This is a genomic window from Pseudarthrobacter sp. NBSH8 (assembly GCF_014217545.1).
Taxonomy (GTDB): Bacteria; Actinomycetota; Actinomycetes; order Actinomycetales; family Micrococcaceae; genus Arthrobacter.
Genome location: NZ_CP043178.1, coordinates 149766 through 167094 on the forward strand (window position 1 = coordinate 149766; position 17329 = coordinate 167094).

12 protein-coding genes are annotated in these 17329 nt (G+C 62.7%); 7 read left to right on the forward strand and 5 right to left on the reverse strand.

What is annotated here, in order from left to right; genetic code table 11:
• Positions 1-240: 240 nt before the first annotated feature.
• Positions 241-2184, reverse strand: coding sequence for a primary-amine oxidase (locus FYJ92_RS00645; RefSeq protein ID WP_185262148.1), 1944 nt, complete (start codon positions 2182-2184; stop codon positions 241-243).
• A 682-nt stretch (positions 2185-2866) separates the two neighbouring features.
• On the reverse strand, positions 2867-4174 hold the full coding sequence (locus FYJ92_RS00650; RefSeq protein WP_185262149.1) for a LuxR C-terminal-related transcriptional regulator: 1308 nt from the start codon (positions 4172-4174) through the stop codon (positions 2867-2869).
• Positions 4175-4337: 163 nt separating this feature from the next.
• On the opposite strand from FYJ92_RS00650, the gene tkt reads away from it, so the two are divergent.
• From tkt to FYJ92_RS00685, 7 genes are all read left to right on the forward strand, one after another.
• On the forward strand, positions 4338-6491 hold the full coding sequence (tkt, locus tag FYJ92_RS00655; protein WP_255482235.1) for a transketolase: 2154 nt from the start codon (positions 4338-4340) through the stop codon (positions 6489-6491).
• Positions 6492-6595: 104 nt separating this feature from the next.
• Complete coding sequence (tal, locus tag FYJ92_RS00660; RefSeq protein WP_185262150.1) at positions 6596-7717, forward strand: transaldolase; 1122 nt, start codon at positions 6596-6598, stop codon at positions 7715-7717.
• Positions 7718-7751: 34 nt separating this feature from the next.
• Complete coding sequence (gene rpe, locus FYJ92_RS00665; protein ID WP_185262151.1) at positions 7752-8429, forward strand: ribulose-phosphate 3-epimerase; 678 nt, start codon at positions 7752-7754, stop codon at positions 8427-8429.
• Positions 8430-8479: 50 nt separating this feature from the next.
• Positions 8480-8953 (forward strand): ribose-5-phosphate isomerase, encoded by a 474-nt coding sequence (locus FYJ92_RS00670; RefSeq protein ID WP_185262152.1) that lies wholly within the window; start codon positions 8480-8482, stop codon positions 8951-8953.
• A gap of 117 nt (positions 8954-9070) precedes the next feature.
• Positions 9071-10090 carry a class II fructose-bisphosphate aldolase gene (fbaA, locus tag FYJ92_RS00675; RefSeq protein ID WP_185262153.1) on the forward strand — a complete coding sequence of 340 codons (1020 nt, stop codon included), beginning with the start codon at positions 9071-9073 and terminating at the stop codon, positions 10088-10090.
• Between the two features lie 112 nt (positions 10091-10202).
• Positions 10203-11195, forward strand: coding sequence for a Gfo/Idh/MocA family protein (locus FYJ92_RS00680; RefSeq protein WP_185262154.1), 993 nt, complete (start codon positions 10203-10205; stop codon positions 11193-11195).
• 74 nt (positions 11196-11269) lie between these two features.
• Positions 11270-11992: an HAD-IA family hydrolase gene (locus tag FYJ92_RS00685; protein ID WP_219729675.1), complete on the forward strand. Its 723-nt coding sequence runs from the start codon at positions 11270-11272 to the stop codon at positions 11990-11992.
• Positions 11993-12211: 219 nt separating this feature from the next.
• Here the strand turns inward: FYJ92_RS00685 and FYJ92_RS00690 are convergent, their stop codons facing one another.
• From FYJ92_RS00690 to betT, 3 genes are all read right to left on the reverse strand, one after another.
• Complete coding sequence (locus FYJ92_RS00690) at positions 12212-13507, reverse strand: ISL3 family transposase (RefSeq protein WP_255482236.1); 1296 nt, start codon at positions 13505-13507, stop codon at positions 12212-12214.
• 309 nt (positions 13508-13816) lie between these two features.
• Complete coding sequence (locus FYJ92_RS00695; protein WP_255482237.1) at positions 13817-14227, reverse strand: cupin domain-containing protein; 411 nt, start codon at positions 14225-14227, stop codon at positions 13817-13819.
• Positions 14228-14642: 415 nt separating this feature from the next.
• Positions 14643-16742, reverse strand: a complete 2100-nt coding sequence (betT, locus tag FYJ92_RS00700; RefSeq protein WP_370526079.1) for a choline BCCT transporter BetT — start codon at positions 16740-16742, stop codon at positions 14643-14645.
• Between the last annotated feature and the right edge of the window lie 587 nt (positions 16743-17329).

Consider the following 17329-nt stretch of genomic DNA (forward strand, 5'->3'; position numbering starts at 1 on the left):
TGGTGACCGGCCAATAAGAGACGGAACCCCGAAGCGCGAACGTCCAGCACGTGGGAGGGCCAATAGAGTCTCTTGATTTATTGATGCCGAAGGCCGGCCTGGGCCGGCCTTCGCTGTGCTGGTCCATCCGGGCACTCGTTGGGCCGGATGATCCCGCGGACAGGAACGCGCCTAGCGGTGACGTTCCGGGAGCGGCGCCGACGAATCAAGGCGCGCTCCCGGAACCTCAGGTATGGACTGCTAATCCTTGGTGCAGCATGTTTCGGTGTTGGTTGTTTGGGTTCGGTTTTCGTTGGTGGGGAGGTTGAGGGTGGGGTTTTGGTCGAAGAATCCGTGGGGTTCGAGCATGAAGCCGATGTTTTGGCGGGGCATGATGGGCCAGTCTTCGAGGCGGACGACGTGGTGCATGCCGAAGGTGTACCAGACCACGAGGTCCTGGTCCACGATGTTCCGGTCTGCTTGGGTCCAGATGTGCAGGCCGTCGTCGGCGCCGGTGGCTTGGTTGGGGAATTCGCCGGCGGCGAAGCGTTCGGTGCGGTTGTAGGCGGTGACCCAGAGGTTGTTCCGGGCGAACTGGGCTCGTTTGCTGACGTAGGACTCGTCGCCGGCGGCGAGTTGGATGCCGTCGGTGGGGATGAGGCGGTAGGCGACGGGTTCGTCCACGATGTTGCGGCTGTCGCGGTTGGCGATCTTCCAGAAGCGGTGTTTGGAGGAGTCGGTTTTGCGGATGGCTGCCTGTTCGGTTTCGAGGAGCCGGTCGACTGCTTTGAACGCGGTGTGGGTGGGGTTGTGTTCGGGGATTTCCATGTCTACTTCGTAGACGGCGTTTGTGGGTCCGTCGATTTCGAAGTCCATGCGGACGTTGAACATGTGCTGGTGGATCGGGGCGTAGAGTCCGTCGTTGTTCAGGGTCTGGCCGTAGGGGCTTTTCTCGCCGGGTTTCTGGCCGGCGGTGGAGAGGATGCCGGTGGCTTTGACGAGGAACTCGATGCTGCCGTCGAGGAAGAGGTGCCAGTAGAAGGCGTACTCGTAGTTCGCGACGGTGGCGATGAAGGAGATGACGAGTTTGCGGCTGCGGCGGGTTTCGGTGGTGCCTTCGCGGAAGTCGAAGTGCTTCCAGAGGATCGAGTCGTCTTCTTCGTGCATGCAGATGGCGTTCTCGATGGTCAGGGGGTTGCCGTGGCTGTCGGCGGTGATGCCGTCGAAGTATTTGATCTCGCCCAGGCAGTCGCAGCCCAGGGTCAGGGAGTTGGCCATGTTCCCGATGTTGTATTCGCCTGAGTCGAAGGCGTTCTTTTTGGCTTGGACGGGGGCGGTGTCGCCGTAGGGGACGACCATTTCCGAGAGTGAGGCCCGGTTGATCACGGGGCGTTCGACGCCTTTGTTGCGGAATTTCAGCTGGTGCAGGACCAGGCCTTCGCGGGGGGTGAAGCCGACGCGGAAGGACCAGTCGGCCCACTGGACGTGGTTGCCGGTGACGGTGAAGGAGGCGCCTTCGGGCTGGGTGATGGAGATGGGTTTGAGGTCGGTGCGGGCCTCGCCGACGTATTTGGGCAGGTAGTTGCCGCTCGCGGACGGGACCGGGATTGCCTGGTCGTCTTCGACCTTGACGATTTCGCCGGTGTTCAGGTCCACGATGACGATGAAGTTCTCGATCGGGTGGGCGTAGGGGCTGTCGTCTGCTTCTTCGCGGACGAAGACGAGGGCGCGCATCAGGCGCCGGCCCTGATCGTCTTCGCCGAAGTAGCCCACGGACCAGGGTTCGAAGCAGACCAGGGACATGTCGGTGATGCCGCGTTTGGCCAGGGCGGCCTGGACCTCGGGGTCCTTCCGGCAGCTCTCTTCACCTTCGGCGAATTCGTCGAGCATGAACGGGGGGTGGATGTGCGCGGCGAGCTGCGTCCATTTGGAAACGATGCCCGAGTCCAGGTCCACGATCGCTTCGTAGGACCGTGCCTCGGCCCGGTCGACGAGGACCGCGTCGGCCTCGCGGACCGTTGCCGCGCCGGAGCGGAGCAGTTCCTTATCCGGTTCGCGCAGCTCAATACTGATGAAGCGGAACGACTCGGCCGCGGCCTGGCCATCCTTCAGGATCGCCGCGGCCCGGGAAATCTCGTCGCGGGAGAGCGGATCGAGAGGGTGCGTTACCCCAACAACAGTTTCGGTTTCAATGTCGATAGACATACTTTTCTCCTTGATTCTCGTTGAGGATGAGATCCCTAAGGCCTGATAGGCGAATTGCCCCGCAGGGCCTGGAATATGCCGAAAGTTTTCCTGGGCATAGCTGATTACTAATTTCTTGATCTGCTACGGACCGCTTGCAAAACCGATCCGCTGTTTTTACTGTGCCAGCCGATCTCTGCTCCGAACCTACTGAACATGACGCTGATCACTTGCATTCGGTCTGTGTAGAAAAAGCTACGTTATGCAATTCATCGAGGCGAGCCTTTTATGGATATTTACGTGAGAAATTCGCAGGGGTATTTTCCCATCGCAGTTAACATGTTGGAAACATGCCGAAACATGATCGAAACCTGCGGAGCGGGATTCCAGCCGTCAACGCCGCGTCGGAACCGCTGTTACGGCCCTGTCTCTGAGCGTGGTTGGGGGGATTTTACGGAAGGGTCGTTGGCCTCAGGCGGCGAGCCGTTCGGGCTTGCGATCCGCCGCAGGCCGCGGCCCGCAGCCAGAGCACCACCATCGGGGCACCCCGGTTGGTGCTCTCGGTTTCGACATGCGCAAGGCAGATGGCAGCCTCAGCGGCGGACGTAGACGAGGTCCTGCACGCACACCGGTCTGGACGAGCGGGCCGGCCCGTTTCGTCTTAAATGGACCGCGCAGTCAACTTGAGTGAACAGCTACTCCGCTACCGGAGTCCGTGGCTGTGTGCCAGGGCGATAGCCTCGGTGCGTGAACCGACCTCGAGCTTCCTGAACAGGTTGCGCACATGGAACTTGACCGTGTTCTCGCTAATGCCGAGCGTGGAGGCGATGGTCCGGTTGCGCTCTCCGGCGACAAGGTGCTGGAGGACTTCGAGTTCCCGGGCGGCAAGGTCCCATCCCGCGACATCCCCGGCCGGGCGTGTCGTTTGCATGTCCAGGGGGAGGGTGACAAACACGTCCGCACCCCAGCCCGGCATGACGTCGATCCGCAGTGTTCCGGTGAGCGCCTGGACCCTGCGGTCCAGGCGGGCGATGCTCGGCGCGTCGGCTTTGAGCGCACCCCGGCCGTCGTCGCGGACGTTGATCAGTAGGTTTTCGCCGTCGCAGTCCCATTGCGTCCGTACCCTGCTGACGTCCGGTTGTTCCGTCATGGCCAGCACAAGTCCGCGGACGATTGCCCGTGCCGCGTGGGCAACTTCGCCCGGCAGAGCCCGTCCATTCAGCGGCGGTTCGATAAATTCAATCTCAATGCCGCTGTAGCGTGTGAGCGGCCGCAGGTCCTCCCGCAGGCGCTCGAATGCCTTGGCGACGGGCTCTTTCACCAGGTCTGTAGTGCGGTCGCTGTGGGTCCGGATCCCGATCAGAGCTTTGGCGGTGAGGTCGATGACGGTTGTGCGGGCCGCCGCGTCCTCCAGCGAGGAGGAACGAAGGGCTGCCAGGAGTGTCTCCAGGGTGGTGGAGTGCACATCGGTCAGTTCCGCGGTCACGCGGAGGCGTTCAGCGGATGCCGCCCGCGATTCGAGCAGGTACGACGGCGGCGCATCGGCCACCTTCTCCCGGATCCGCCGCGCTGTAAGGCGCCACAGATACGTCACCAGGTCCAGGCCGGCGTTGCGCCCCGGAGCGGCAGGGGGATCGGTAAGGACCAGGAGGGCGTTGCTCGAGGCGTGTTTCAGGGCGAGTACGGGGCGGGTCTTGCTGGCGAGCTCGGCTTCCCCGAACCAAGGTCCCTCATCCTTAAGGGTGGCGCGGAGTGTGTCCAGCTCGGCGATGGAGACCCGGGAAATGATGTCTTCGTCGCCAGCCTTCTTCTGCGGGCGGCCTGTGCAGTCTTCCGTGAAGATCACAAGCGCGCTGCTTCCCATGTAGGGGAGCGTGGCATCACGCAGGCGCTCCGCTATCTGGGCCAGAGGGGCGTCGGCCAATGCTGCCACACTCTGCAAAAGCGGCCACGGCAGGTCTGGTAGGGCCACGGTGAGTTCTTTCAGGGATGGGTCCGGCGCTGCACTCATCCAGACAGCATACCCGGCCGGAAACGTTCTTCCAACCCAAAAGGGTAGTAAGAACCGTCAGAAAACAGTGTTACCCCTGCCCATTTGGTTCGCGATTATTGATATCAACCAGAAAGTATCCGTCCGGCCGCTGCAGGCCGACCAGATCCAAAAAGGACAAACCGTGAACCCGACGACAAATGTGATACTCCCCGGCACTGCCAATTCAGCAACACTCAACTGGACGCCCGAGGACGAGCGCGCCGTAGACACCGCCCGTGTTCTGGCGGCGGACGCTGTGGAGAAGGTCGGCAACGGCCACCCCGGCACTGCCATGAGCCTTGCCCCGGCCGCGTACCTTCTTTTCCAGAAGCTGATGCGCCACGATCCCCGCGACCCGGACTGGCTGGGACGTGACCGTTTCATCCTGTCACCCGGCCACTCCTCCCTGACCCTTTATGTCCAGCTGTTCCTGTCCGGCTACGGACTGGAACTGGACGACCTCAAGGCGCTTCGCACCTGGGATTCGCTGACCCCGGGGCACCCGGAGTACAAGCACACCGCCGGTGTCGAAATCACCACGGGCCCGCTGGGCCAGGGCCTTGCGTCCTCGGTGGGCTTCGCCTACTCACAGCGGCGGATGCGCGGCCTGTTCGACGCCGACGCCGCCGAGGGCACGTCCCCGTTTGACCACACCATCTGGGTCATCGCCTCCGACGGCGACATTCAGGAAGGCGTGACCTCCGAGGCTTCCTCGCTGGCCGGGCACCAGGAACTGGGCAACCTCGTGGTGATCTACGACGAGAACCATATCTCCATCGAGGACGACACTGACATCTCCTTTACCGAGGATGTCCTCAAGCGCTACGAGGCGTACGGCTGGCACACCCAGCGCGTGGACTGGACCGAGACGGGCGAGTACGTCGAAGACGTCCAGGAGCTGTACTCTGCACTGCTGGCCGCAAAGGCCGAGACGTCCAAGCCGTCCATCATCTCGCTGCGCACCATCATCGGCTACCCGGCACCCAAGAAGCAGAACACCGGCAAGATCCACGGTTCAGCCCTGGGCGCCGAGGAAGTCGCAGGCCTCAAGGAGGTGCTGGGCTTCGATCCCGCCAAGTCCTTCGAGGTGGACCAGGACGTCCTGGCCCACGCCCGTGCCGTCGTCGACCGCGGCGCTGCAGCCCGCAGCGAATGGGATTCCTCATTTGAGGCGTGGCAGTCGGCCAACCCTGAGGGCGCCGCGTTGCTGGAGCGGATCGAAGCTAAGACGCTTCCCGCCGGACTTGATGCAGTCCTGCCGGTCTTCGAAGCTGGCAAGGATGTCTCCACCCGGGCAGCGTCGGGTAAGGTCCTGAACGCACTCGGACCGGTCATGCCGGAACTCTGGGGCGGTTCGGCTGACCTCGCCGAGTCCAACAACACCACCATCGAAGGCTCGGCCTCCTTCATCCCGGTCTCCCGCTCCACCGATGCCTGGAAGGGCAACCCCTACGGCCGGGTCCTGCACTTCGGCATCCGTGAGCACGCCGCTGCGTCGATCGTGAACGGTATCTCGCTGCACGGCCGGACCCGCGCGTTTTCCGGTACGTTCCTGATCTTCAGTGACTACCAGCGCCCGGCCATCCGCCTCTCGGCTCTGATGGGTGTCCCGTCCATCTACGTGTGGTCCCACGACTCCATCGGCCTGGGCGAAGACGGTCCCACCCACCAGCCGGTGGAGCAGCTCTCCACGCTGCGCGCCATTGTGGGCCTGGACGTAGTCCGCCCCGGCGACGCCAACGAAGTGGGCATGGCATGGAAGACCATGCTGGAGAACCACGAAAACCCGGCCGGGATTGTCCTGACCCGTCAGAACGTCCCCACCTTCGCCCGCGGTAACGGTGCAGCACAGGGTGATACCTTTGCTTCCCCGGCGGGTGTGGCCAAGGGCGGCTATGTCCTGGCAGAAGCTTGCAAGGACGGCGCCACTGTTCCGGCCGACGTTCTGCTGATCGCTACCGGCTCCGAGGTCCAGTTGGCCGTCCAGGCCCGCGAGGCACTCCAGGCCGAAGGGATCGCTGCCCGCGTCATCTCCATGCCCTGTGTTGAGTGGTTCAACAAGCAGGACGCGGCTTACCGAGAGTCCGTGCTCCCCGCAGCAGTCAAGGCACGCGTCTCCGTCGAAGCCGGCCTGGCCCTGGGCTGGAGGGAATTCGTTGGCGATGCCGGCCGTTCCATCTCGCTCGAGCACTACGGCGCTTCGGCTGACTACAAACGCCTGTTCCAGGAGTTCGGCATCACCGCGGAGGCAGTTACCGCCGCCGCCAAGGGCTCCCTGGCCGCTGCCCGCAACTGATATTTACCTGCACTGCGGCCAACGCCGCGGGACGGCCTCATGGGGGACGTCCCGCGGCGCGGCCGCGAACTGTCACCAGTCCACAATTTTTGAAGGAAGAAGCCATGACCAACGCAACCCCCACCGCCCAGCTGTCCGACGCCGGCGTGTCCATCTGGCTCGACGACCTCTCGCGTGAGCGTCTCGCAAGCGGCAGCCTGCAGAAGCTCATCGACGAAAAGAATGTGGTCGGCGTGACCACCAACCCGTCCATCTTCCAGGCCGCGATCACCTCCGGCTCCGACTATGACGCAAAGATCGCCGAACTTGCCGCGCAGGGTGCCGGCGTCGAAGAGACTATCTTCGAGATCACCACCACCGACGTCGCTGACGCCTGCGACCTGTTCGCTCCGATCGCCGCCGCCACCAAGGGTGTCGACGGCCGCGTTTCCATCGAAGTTGACCCGCGCCTGGCCTGGGACACGGCCGGCACCATCGCCGAAGCCAAGAACCTCTACAAAAAGGTGGACAAGGACAACGTCCACATCAAGATCCCGGCAACCCTTGAAGGCCTCGAAGCGATCACTGCGACCCTGGGCGAGGGCATCAGCGTTAACGTGACCCTGATCTTCTCCCTGGAGCGCTACCGGGCCGTCATCAACGCCTTCCAGTCCGGCCTGGAGCAGGCGAAGGACAACGGCCATGACCTGTCCACGATCCACTCCGTGGCCTCGTTCTTCGTCTCCCGCGTTGACTCCGAAATCGACAAGCGCCTTGACGCCATCGGCACCGACGAAGCCAAGGCCCTCAAGGGCAAGGCCGGCGTAGCCAACGCCCGCCTGGCCTACCAGGTCTACGAGCAGCTCTTTTCCACCGATCGGTGGGAGGTCCTGGCCGAAGCCGGCGCACGTCCACAGCGTCCCCTGTGGGCTTCCACCGGCGTCAAGGACCCGGCCTACCCCGACACCCTGTATGTCACGGGACTGGTAGCTGCCGACGTCGTCAACACCATGCCGGAGAAGACCCTGGACGCCACGTTCGACCACGGCGTGGTCACCGGGGACACCATCACTGGCGCCTATGCCGAGTCCAAGGCCGTGCTGTACGCACTGGACGCACTGGGTATTTCCTACAACGAGGTGGTTGCCCTCCTCGAATCCGAGGGCCTGGAGAAGTTTGTAGCCAGCTGGAAGGAACTGCTGGCCGACGTCGAAGGTGCCCTTGCCGCTGCACGGAAGGCATCCTGATCCGAGCTCTGACAGCTACCGAAAGGCAGACACCATGTCCGCATCACCTCTGAAATGCTGCATCAACCCCAGCATCCTCTCGGCCGACTTCGCCAACCTCGAGGCCGAGCTTGCCCGCATCAGCAACGCCGATGCCGTGCACGTGGATGTTATGGACAACCTCTTTGTGCCAAACCTGACCATCGGCCTGCCTGTTGTGGAACGGCTGCAGAAGGTCAGCCCCGTCCCGTTGGACGCCCACCTGATGATCGCAAACGTGGACCGTTGGGCGCCGCAGTACGCCGACGCCGGCCTGAGCTCTGTGACGTTCCACGTCGAGGCATCAGATGCCCCCATCAAACTCGCCCGGGAACTCCGCGCCCGTGGGGCCAAGGCTGGCATGGCACTTCGCCCGGCCACTCCGGTGGAACCGTACCTGGACATGCTCACCGAACTGGACATGCTGTTGATCATGACGGTGGAGCCGGGCTTCGGCGGCCAGGCATTCCTGGACGTCATGCTGCCCAAGATCCGCCGTGCCCGCGCGGCAGTGGACGGTGCGGGGGTGAACGTGGCCATCCAGGTGGACGGCGGCATCACAGAGGAAACCATCACCCGCGCCGCGGAGGCCGGTGCCAACGTCTTTGTGGCCGGATCCGCCGTATACGGCAGGCCGTCGCCTGAGGACGCCATCGAGTCGCTGCGCGCCAACGGGCAGCTCGCTTTCGGCTAACTACGCTGCACGACAACAACACCGCACCCCACCAGTCTGAAGGACCCCTCATGCGCGTTCACATCGCAACCGACCACGCGGGTATGGAGCTTAGCTCCCACCTCATCACCGCACTCTCAGCCAGTGGCTACGAGATGGTAGACCACGGGCCAGCGGCCTACGACGCCGAGGACGACTACCCGGCATTCTGCATCAAGGCCGCGTCCGCCGTCGTGGCCGACCAGGCCGCCGGCGTTGACGCCCTCGGGATTGTGCTGGGGGGCTCAGGCAACGGCGAGCAGATCGCTGCGAACAAGGTGAAAGGCGTGCGCGCGGCCTTGGCATGGAACCTCGACACCGCCAAACTGGCCCGCGAACACAACAACGCCAACGTCGTGGCAGTGGGTGGCCGCCAGCACACCGTTCACGAGGCCACCGAACTGATCGAGGCGTTCCTAGCCGAACCATATAGCAACGCCGAACGCCACGAGCGCCGCATCGGCAAGATCGCCACCTACGAATCCACCGGCGAGGTTGCCGAGTAGGTTCATTTCACGGAGGCCCCGCGCAATCCTTTCGAAGGACTGCGCGGGGCCTTGGGACTGTCTGACACGTGCTTGTGGCAGGCGCGCCCAAAAACAAAATCCACTTGAGGAGTCAGCATGCCCATTGCAACCCCAGAGATCTACTCCGAGATGATCGACCGTGCCAAGGCCGGGGGCTTTGCGTTTCCGGCGGTCAATGTGACGTCGTCGCAGACCCTGAATGCAGCCATCCGCGGGTTCGCCGAGGCTGAGTCCGATGGCATTATCCAGGTTTCCACCGGTGGCGCAGCGTACTGGTCCGGTGCATCGGTCAAGGACATGGTTGCCGGTTCGCTCGGTTTCGCCGCCTTTGCCCGCGAAGTGGCCAAGAACTACAACGTCAACATTGCGCTGCACACGGACCACTGCCCCAAGGACAAGCTGGACGGCTTTGTCCTGCCGCTGCTGGCCGCTTCGGAGGCTGAGGTCAAGGCTGGCCGGAACCCGATCTTCAACTCGCACATGTGGGACGGCTCGCACGAGACCCTCGAAGACAACCTGCGCATCGCCCGCGAGCTGCTGGAGCGTTCCGGCGCGGCGAAGATGATGCTCGAGGTTGAAATCGGCACCGTCGGTGGCGAGGAAGACGGCGTGGAGAACGAGATCAACGAGAAGCTCTACACCACCACCGAAGATGCCCTCGCGACCATCGAGGCGCTGGGTACGGGCGAGAACGGCCGTTACCTGACGGCGCTGACGTTCGGTAACGTCCACGGCGTGTACAAGCCCGGTGGCGTGAAGCTGCGCCCGGAGCTGCTCAAGCAGATCCAGGCCGAGGTGGGTGCCAAGATCGGCAAGGAGAACCCGTTTGATCTGGTGTTCCACGGCGGTTCGGGTTCTTCTGACCAGGAAATCGCTGACGCCGTTTCCTATGGTGTGATCAAGATGAACGTCGATACGGACACGCAGTACGCGTTCACGCGTCCGGTGGCCGGGCACATGCTCGCCAACTACGACGGCGTGCTGAAGATCGACGGCGAAATGGGCAACAAGAAGACCTACGATCCCCGCGTCTGGGGTGCCTCCGCCGAGGCCGGCATGGCTGCCCGCATCGCCGAGGCCGCCCGCCAGCTCGGCTCCCTCGGCAAGACGTTCTAGCCGAAGAGGGCTGGGAGCTAAGATCCCTCACAGCAGTACGATCCGAACCCATAAACTGCGACCGGGCATGAAGCCGCATTGCCAGGGCAGAGAGCCTGAAAAGGAGTATTCAATGAGCGAGAAATTGCGTTGGGGTGTCCTGGGCACCGCACGCGTCGTCCGCAAGACCATTCCGGCGTTGCAGGAAACAAAAAACGGTGAGGTCGTAGGTATTGGGTCCCGCACGGAGGAAAGGGCCAGGGAGTACGCCGATAAGCACGGCGTGCCCCAGGCGTTCGGTTCATATGAGGCGCTACTCGGTTCCCCGGACATTGACGCTGTTTACATCGCGCTGCCGAACGCGCTGCACCTCGAATGGATTCTAAAATCCTTGGACGCAGGCAAGCACGTCCTCTGTGAAAAACCTTTGGCGATGAGCGCCGCCGAGTGCGAGGAGATTGCGCGCAAGGCCGATGAGACCGGGCTGAAAGTCCTAGAAGGCTTTATGTACCGTTTCCACCCACGTTTTGAGAAGCTGCAGGAGTTGCTTGCAGCCAGTGCGGTGGGCACATTGACCTTTGTCCACGTCGCACACTCCTTCGATGCGGGCGGCGACGACAACATCCGCTGGTATGCAGGGCTCGGCGGTGGCGCACTTTTCGATGCTGGGTGCTACTGCGTCAACATGAGCCGGATGGTCACAGGGCAGGAGCCGGCTCACGTCGCCGCGTTTGGCAACTACCGTGACGCCAACGACGGCGGTCGAATCGACACCAGCATTGCGGGCATACTGCGCTTTCCCGGCGGCGCAACCTCGCTATTTGATACGGGGCTAAACCTCGAGCGCCGCAACTTTTTGGAAGTCACGGGCACCGGGGGCCGGCTCTACCTCGAGAATCCGTTTGGGCTCCTGGAGGAGGATTCGGTGCTGGAGGAGCATCACTTCGGGCAGGACACCGTCTATCACGGGGTCAAGGGCGAAAACCATTTCGTCCGGATGGGCGAACACTTCGCCGACAGCGTCCTGAACGGTACACCGCTGCGCTACGACCTCACGGACGCGGCAAACAACGCCCGCGTGCTGGAAGCTCTCGACCAGGTAGCGAGGAATCAAGAGGACGCGTGACCCAGAGCAGCAAGCGCACCACAGACTCGACTCCCGCTACCTACGCTGGAACCCTAGTTACCAAAGGATGCACTATGGCGTCTCATGACCACTTCGCACGGTTTAACGGGCGCGTAGAAGAGCACCCGTCGGAGCTGCGCAGCACAACGGGCGGGGGCCGTACCGTGACTGCCCTGCACTGCACTGCCGTGCTGTTCGACTGCGACGGGGTGCTCGTCGATTCGGACACCGCCGTTGTGCGTTCCTGGACCCGGTGGGCGCACGAGATGAACCTGGACCCAGAAGAAGTCCTCCCTACCGTTTATGGACGACGATCGGTCGATACCGTCGCACAATTCATCTCCCCGTCGAAGCGCCCAGCCGCTGTGGAACTGATCGACGCACTGGAAATAGAAGACGCAGCTACCGCCACAGAGATCCCCGGCGCCGCCGAGCTCCTGGCAGCGATACCCGCTGGCCGGTGGGCTGTAGTGACCTCCGCGTCACGCGACCTGGCCCACGCCCGTCTGTCGGCCGCAGGGCTCACCGCTCCCGAGGTACTGGTAACGGCCGACGACGTCAGACACGGCAAACCGCACCCCGAAGGCTACCTTGCCGCAGCACAACGTCTCGGCGTGCCGGCAGGCCAGTGCGTTGTGGCGGAAGACGCCCCTGCCGGCATTCGCGCAGCACGCGCCGCTCAGGTGGGACACGTCCTTGGCGTCGAAGGCCGGGATATCGGCGAACATCAGCCGGACGCCGTAGTCCCTGATCTGCGGTCCGTGCGCTGGACCAGTGCCGGCCTCGAAATCCAGTGAAGAAACAAATAGGTGGTACACGTCAGGCAGCAAGGAAAAGAGCGTCAAAACTGAAGTGTTGATCCTTGAAGGATGAGCATCTTGCCAGCGCCTAAGAGGTATCCAGACGAGCTCGCTTGCGGGCCGTCCGGCACGTGATAGACGCCTAGAGGAATCCTGTTGACCGGAGAGTGGCCTGCCCTCGTATCGGTGCGCAGCTGGTTATCCGGCCCTTCGCAGTTAGGCATGGTTGGTTTGTTTGATCCGGTAAGGTCGGTGGCCGCCGGCGGCGAGTAGGCATCTGAGTCGGTAGTTGGTGAAGTTGCGGAAGCCTCTGGCGATTCGGCGTGTGGTTTCGATGACGCCGTTGATTGCTTCCGTGGGTCCGTTGGAGGCGCCGTTGGTGTCGAAGTAGGCCAGGATCGCCGTCTTCCATTGTTTGAGTGTCCGGCCGAGGCGGGCGACTTCGGGGATCGGGCAGGTCGGGAATGACGCTATGACTTCGTTGACGAGTTCCCTGCCCCGTTCCGGCCGGGCGTGGTAGATGTTGCGGAGCTTCTGATAGCACTGCCAGGCGAGGGTGACTTCGTGGTCGGGGTCCCCGAGAGTGAGTTTCGCATCGAGCCGTGCGGATTGCTTGTCGGAGAGATGTTCAGCGCCGATCTGTAGGGTCCTCCGGATGCCGTAGAGCGGATCTCCCTTGCGGCCGCGGTGCCCCAGGGTGTCCTGCTGGACGCGGCGGCGGACTTCATCGACCATGGCTGATCCGAGCTTCACAACATGGAAGGCGTCCAGGACCGTGATAGCTTCGGGTAGCTCGTCGCGGATCGCGTTGGCGTAGCCGCGGAATGGATCCAGCGCCGCTGTCTTGATGCCGGCGGTGAACCCGGTGCCGCGGTCTTTGAGCCAGTCGGCGTAGGCCTTCCCGGATCGGCCCGGGACGAGGTCCAGCAGCCGGGCGTGGACCATGCCGTGGGCGTCGCGGGTGTGGTCCACGATCCCGGTGACCATGCCGGATCCCGGCGGGCCGGTGTGGGACCAGACATGCTCATCGACGCCGAGCGCGTCAACGCCGGCGAGCCGATCGGCGCTCCCGATGCGGCGGGTGGCCTCTGCCTTGATGGCGTCCCAGACGGTGTGCCAGGAGACCCCGAGTTGGTGGGCCAGGGCCGAGACCGGGGTATCGAAACCCTGCAGCGCGTCGGTCGCCCACCCAACGGCCCGGGCAGTGAGTTTCGCCCGCGGCCCTGCCAGCGGGTGCTCTTCGGTGAACGTCATTCTTGGGCAGCCCGGGTCCGGGCAGCGCCAGACCCGTTTGGCCCACAGCAGCCGCACCGGCCTGCCGAAACAGGGAATGTCATGGAGCCGGACCTGGCGGCGGCCGTGGCCTACCGCGACGACGCCGCAATCAGGGCAACCCGCGAGTTCCCCGCCGGTCTCGATGCGCAGAAGCAGGCCGGTCCCGGTTGCCGTGACAGTGCTGACGTGGATGCCCTCGACACCGAGCAGCGCATCCGCGCGCGCACCAGCGGCCACCGGAACAAGACATAGAGTTATTCATGTCAGGGTCTCTTTTGCTATTGGTTTGCTTGGTCGCTACCAATTCAAAGAGGCCCTGACCTCTTTCCCACCGCACCACGCCGCACCGAAAACCCCCAGCCCGGCGGCGGTATCCTCAGACCGCCCTAACCACGCTCATCTGCGAAGGGCCGGTTATCCGGCCGACACGATCCGCGGCTGGTCCGGACGGAAGAGATCGATCGCAGGTCGCCATCGTTCCGGCCACAAGGTGGCTCACTGCACCGTGGGACGGGCGGATGATGTGCCGGGCCAGTGGACCTGGGCTCAGAGCTCGGAGTATTTGAAGGAGTGGGACTCCAGGCCTTCGGGGTTCGGGCCGTAAATGGTGACCATCCGCGCGTAGACGGGTGCCCAGTAGCGGCCGGCTCGTCCGGGATTTACGCGTGCAGAATCTCCCGGCTTCAGGATGACGGTCTCGCCTTCGCTCTGGATATGAAGTTCTCCCTCCAATACAAAGTTAGTCTCTGAATGGGGGTGGAAGTCCTCCCAGGCGCACGCGTCCAGTTCCCACTCGGAGAGTATGAAGTCGTCCCATGGGCCTACAGGATGCGAATTTATAAACCTGCAGCGCAATCCCTGCCATTTGTTCTGCATGGCTTCGAGGGACTTCGCCGGCCAGAAATCGATCGCTTCGCCCGTAGTCACTGTCGGGAGCTGAGGAGTGGTTGTAGCCATAATCTTTTCACCGATTCTTTAAGGGGGAATGTACTTCTGGCATGAACTTGCATTCAAATCAATGGTTCACCGCGAAGATGGTGAACTCCTAGTTGGTGACCATGCGGGCTGTCACCAAAGGGGCCGATGCGACTTTAGCTATCTATCCCGCCTATGAAGTGGGGCTGGGAAGTATGTTCTCCTCCGCCGCCCAAAGCAGCGGCGAGCGGTGCCTCATATCCTTCCCTTCGGACTGTTCAGCTTTGGCCTGCGGTCCGCTTTCCCTCTCAGCGGCCACATGCGGGAAGCTGTGGACGCATGCCAGCGGCGGACAGTTAGCGGCTCTGTAGCCTTGGCGCGGACACGATGCGGTAAGGCGATCGAACATGGTGGGCGACGAAGGTGCCCACCATGTTCGATACATCCGCAGCTTCGCCTATGCGAGGGTACCCGTGGTCGGCGGTGCCGGCGGGGTGATGAGAGTGGGGTGGTCGTACTCGTTCGAGTAGGTCAGGAAGCTCAGGTGGGCCTCGTAACGCACCAGCACGTCCTCCATGATCTGCTGCCAGGTTACGCCCATCAGGTCGTAGCCCTCGGAGCCGGTCTGAGAAAACACTTCCACGCGGTAGTAGACATCGGTTTCATGGCTCTTATGCCTGCCAAATTTCGGCACTGAAGCCTCTACAGCCTGGATCTGATAGTGGAAGTCGCGGTGGTCCGGGATGGTGACCACGAGAACATGGCTGGGGACGCCCGTGTGTTCGTTCGGGAGGGTGTGCAGGGTTGCCTCATGGCCCTGCTTCGTGAACTCATCGAGGGCTTCGGCCAGCGCCGGTCGCGCTGTGGCTTCAATAAACGCCGACACGTCGTTCTTGGACGCGTAGGAGCGTACCCGTGCCAGTCGCTGGCCCCAAGTGCGGTCCGCCGCATTACCGCCGTGCACCGCCATCGACTGCCGCCGCAGCACGCGGCCCTCACGATCGGCCTTCTCCATCCGCAGCGCTTTGGTGAACGAGGCCATCACCAGCCAGGCGATGATCGTCACCGGCAGACCGAAGATCAGCGTGGCGTATTCCATGGTGGTCACGCCGCCGGCCACCAGCATCGCGATGGTCAGCAGCGCGGTAACCAAGGCCCAGAAGATCCGGAGCCACTTGGCGCCATCCTGGGTTGCATTGGTGATGTGGGAAGAGAAGTTGGACATCATCATGGCGCCGGAGTTGGCGCTGGTGAGGTAGAACAGCATGCCGGACAACGTGCCCAGCCCTATCAGGAGAGGCGCTCCGGGGAACATCCCAAGCAGCGCGTACCAGCCCTCTTGCGGGCTGGTAATGGCCAGCTGCGCGAACGCCTCATTCCCGTTCAGGACCTCGTGCAAGGCACTGTTACCGAAGATACTCACAACCAGGAAGTCGCACAGCACCGGGAAGGTGACGGCGGCGATGACGAACTCCCGCAGGGTCCTGCCGCGTGAGATGCGGGCCAGGAAGAGCCCCACGAACGGACCCCAGGCCAGCCAGAATGCCCAGAAGAACAGGGTCCAGCCGCCCATCCACTCCGAGCCGCCTTCCTGGTATGCGAACGTCTGCAGGGTGCGTTCAGGCAGGGTGAAGATAAAGCGGCCGATGTTCTCCACCAGGGAATTGAGCAGGAAGGAGGTCTGGCCGGTCACCAGCATGTACACCAGAAGCGCTGCGGCGCTCCAGATGTTCAGCTCCGCGACCCAGCGGATCGCTTTGTCAACGCCGGAAGTGCACGCCGCGATGGTCAGTATGACGGCGACAATCACCAGCGCGATCTGCAGCGCCAGGCCTTCTTCGAGACCGAACATGATGGAGAAGCCGACGTTCAGCAGCACCACGCCGATCCCCATGGCCGTAGCCACACCAAAAACGGTGCCCACCAGGGTGATGATGTCGATCGTGTCGCCGAGGCCGCCCTTGACGCGCTTGCCGAGCAGTGGATACAGGGCTGCGCGGATGGACAGCGGAGTGCCCCACCGGTAAGCGAAGTAGCCCATGGCCATGCCAAGGAGGGCGTACATGGCCCAGCCTGCCACACCGTAGTGGAACATGGTCCAGACCACGGCTTCGTGGGCTGCCTCGGCCGTCTGGCCTGCGCCCTCCGGCGGATTCATGTACTGGGTGATGGGTTCGGTCACGGAGTAGAACAGCATGTCAATGCCCACACCGGCCGCGAACAGGTAGGCCACCCAGGTGAAGAGCTTGTACTGCGGACGGGAGTGGTCCGGGCCCATCCGGACCGAACCAACCTTGGACAGCGCCACCCACAGGACAAACCCTATGACGACGGTGACAGTGAGCACGTAGAACCAGCCGACGTTCTCCGCGATCCAGGACACCACCGTCTTCATGGTGGACTGGGCGCCGGCAGGCACCAGCATCGCCCAGATAGAGAAAGCAATAATAATGACTGACGCGATGATAAAGACCCGCCAGTTGACCTTAGGCGCGGGTTCCTCAGTGAGTTCGGGGGGCGCGGTGTCAGGTTTTTTATCGATATTAATGATGCTCAAATGTCCAACTCCAATTCCTGGTTCAGGCCGCGCGGAACGCAGCACATCATGGTGGTGTTCGCGGTCTCTTACTGATCGGTCGGATAGACGTCCGGGTGCAGGGGTGCCCGACGAAGTACTGGCAGGAAACGTTCCCCGCAGATGCCGCTGGGGCAGATAACGTGATGCTTTTCCGGCGTTTTTGTAGGATGCTGCGAAAGATTTATCTAAGAACTGTTCATCACTTGCGTGGGGACTGCGCTGACGATCACCTCTGAAGCCCGGTCAGGGCTCCCGGAGAAGATTGCCGCGAACCATGCATCCCCTGATTCCCAGAGGGCCAGCCGGGCTCTGCTTTGAGTTCGGCTGGTGTGATGCCAGTCACGCTGGTCGTCCACATACTGTGACAGGAACGAATGTTCAAGTCAATGGTTCAACTGAAGATTTCGCGAACCCGTTTCCGACCCGCGTCATTTCCAATGGATCTAGCATGAACGCTTGACTTGAACAATTGTTCATGTAGTGTCTATCGCAGCACGGTGGTCTACCTCACTATCACGCGATGAAACAGACATTCACCGGGCACGTCTTGTTAGAAGATTTCCGAC

Bases quoted from the DNA above. Each gene is read 5' to 3' on its own strand.
- FYJ92_RS00645 (WP_185262148.1), bottom strand. From the start codon at position 2,184: ATGTCTATCGACATTGAAACCGAAACTGTTGTTGGGGTAACGCACCCT.
- FYJ92_RS00650 (WP_185262149.1), bottom strand. From the start codon at position 4,174: ATGAGTGCAGCGCCGGACCCATCCCTGAAAGAACTCACCGTGGCCCTA.
- tal (WP_185262150.1), top strand. From the start codon at position 6,596: ATGACCAACGCAACCCCCACCGCCCAGCTGTCCGACGCCGGCGTGTCC.
- rpe (WP_185262151.1), top strand. From the start codon at position 7,752: ATGTCCGCATCACCTCTGAAATGCTGCATCAACCCCAGCATCCTCTCG.
- FYJ92_RS00670 (WP_185262152.1), top strand. From the start codon at position 8,480: ATGCGCGTTCACATCGCAACCGACCACGCGGGTATGGAGCTTAGCTCC.
- fbaA (WP_185262153.1), top strand. From the start codon at position 9,071: ATGCCCATTGCAACCCCAGAGATCTACTCCGAGATGATCGACCGTGCC.
- FYJ92_RS00680 (WP_185262154.1), top strand. From the start codon at position 10,203: ATGAGCGAGAAATTGCGTTGGGGTGTCCTGGGCACCGCACGCGTCGTC.
- FYJ92_RS00685 (WP_219729675.1), top strand. From the start codon at position 11,270: ATGGCGTCTCATGACCACTTCGCACGGTTTAACGGGCGCGTAGAAGAG.
- FYJ92_RS00695 (WP_255482237.1), bottom strand. From the start codon at position 14,227: ATGGCTACAACCACTCCTCAGCTCCCGACAGTGACTACGGGCGAAGCG.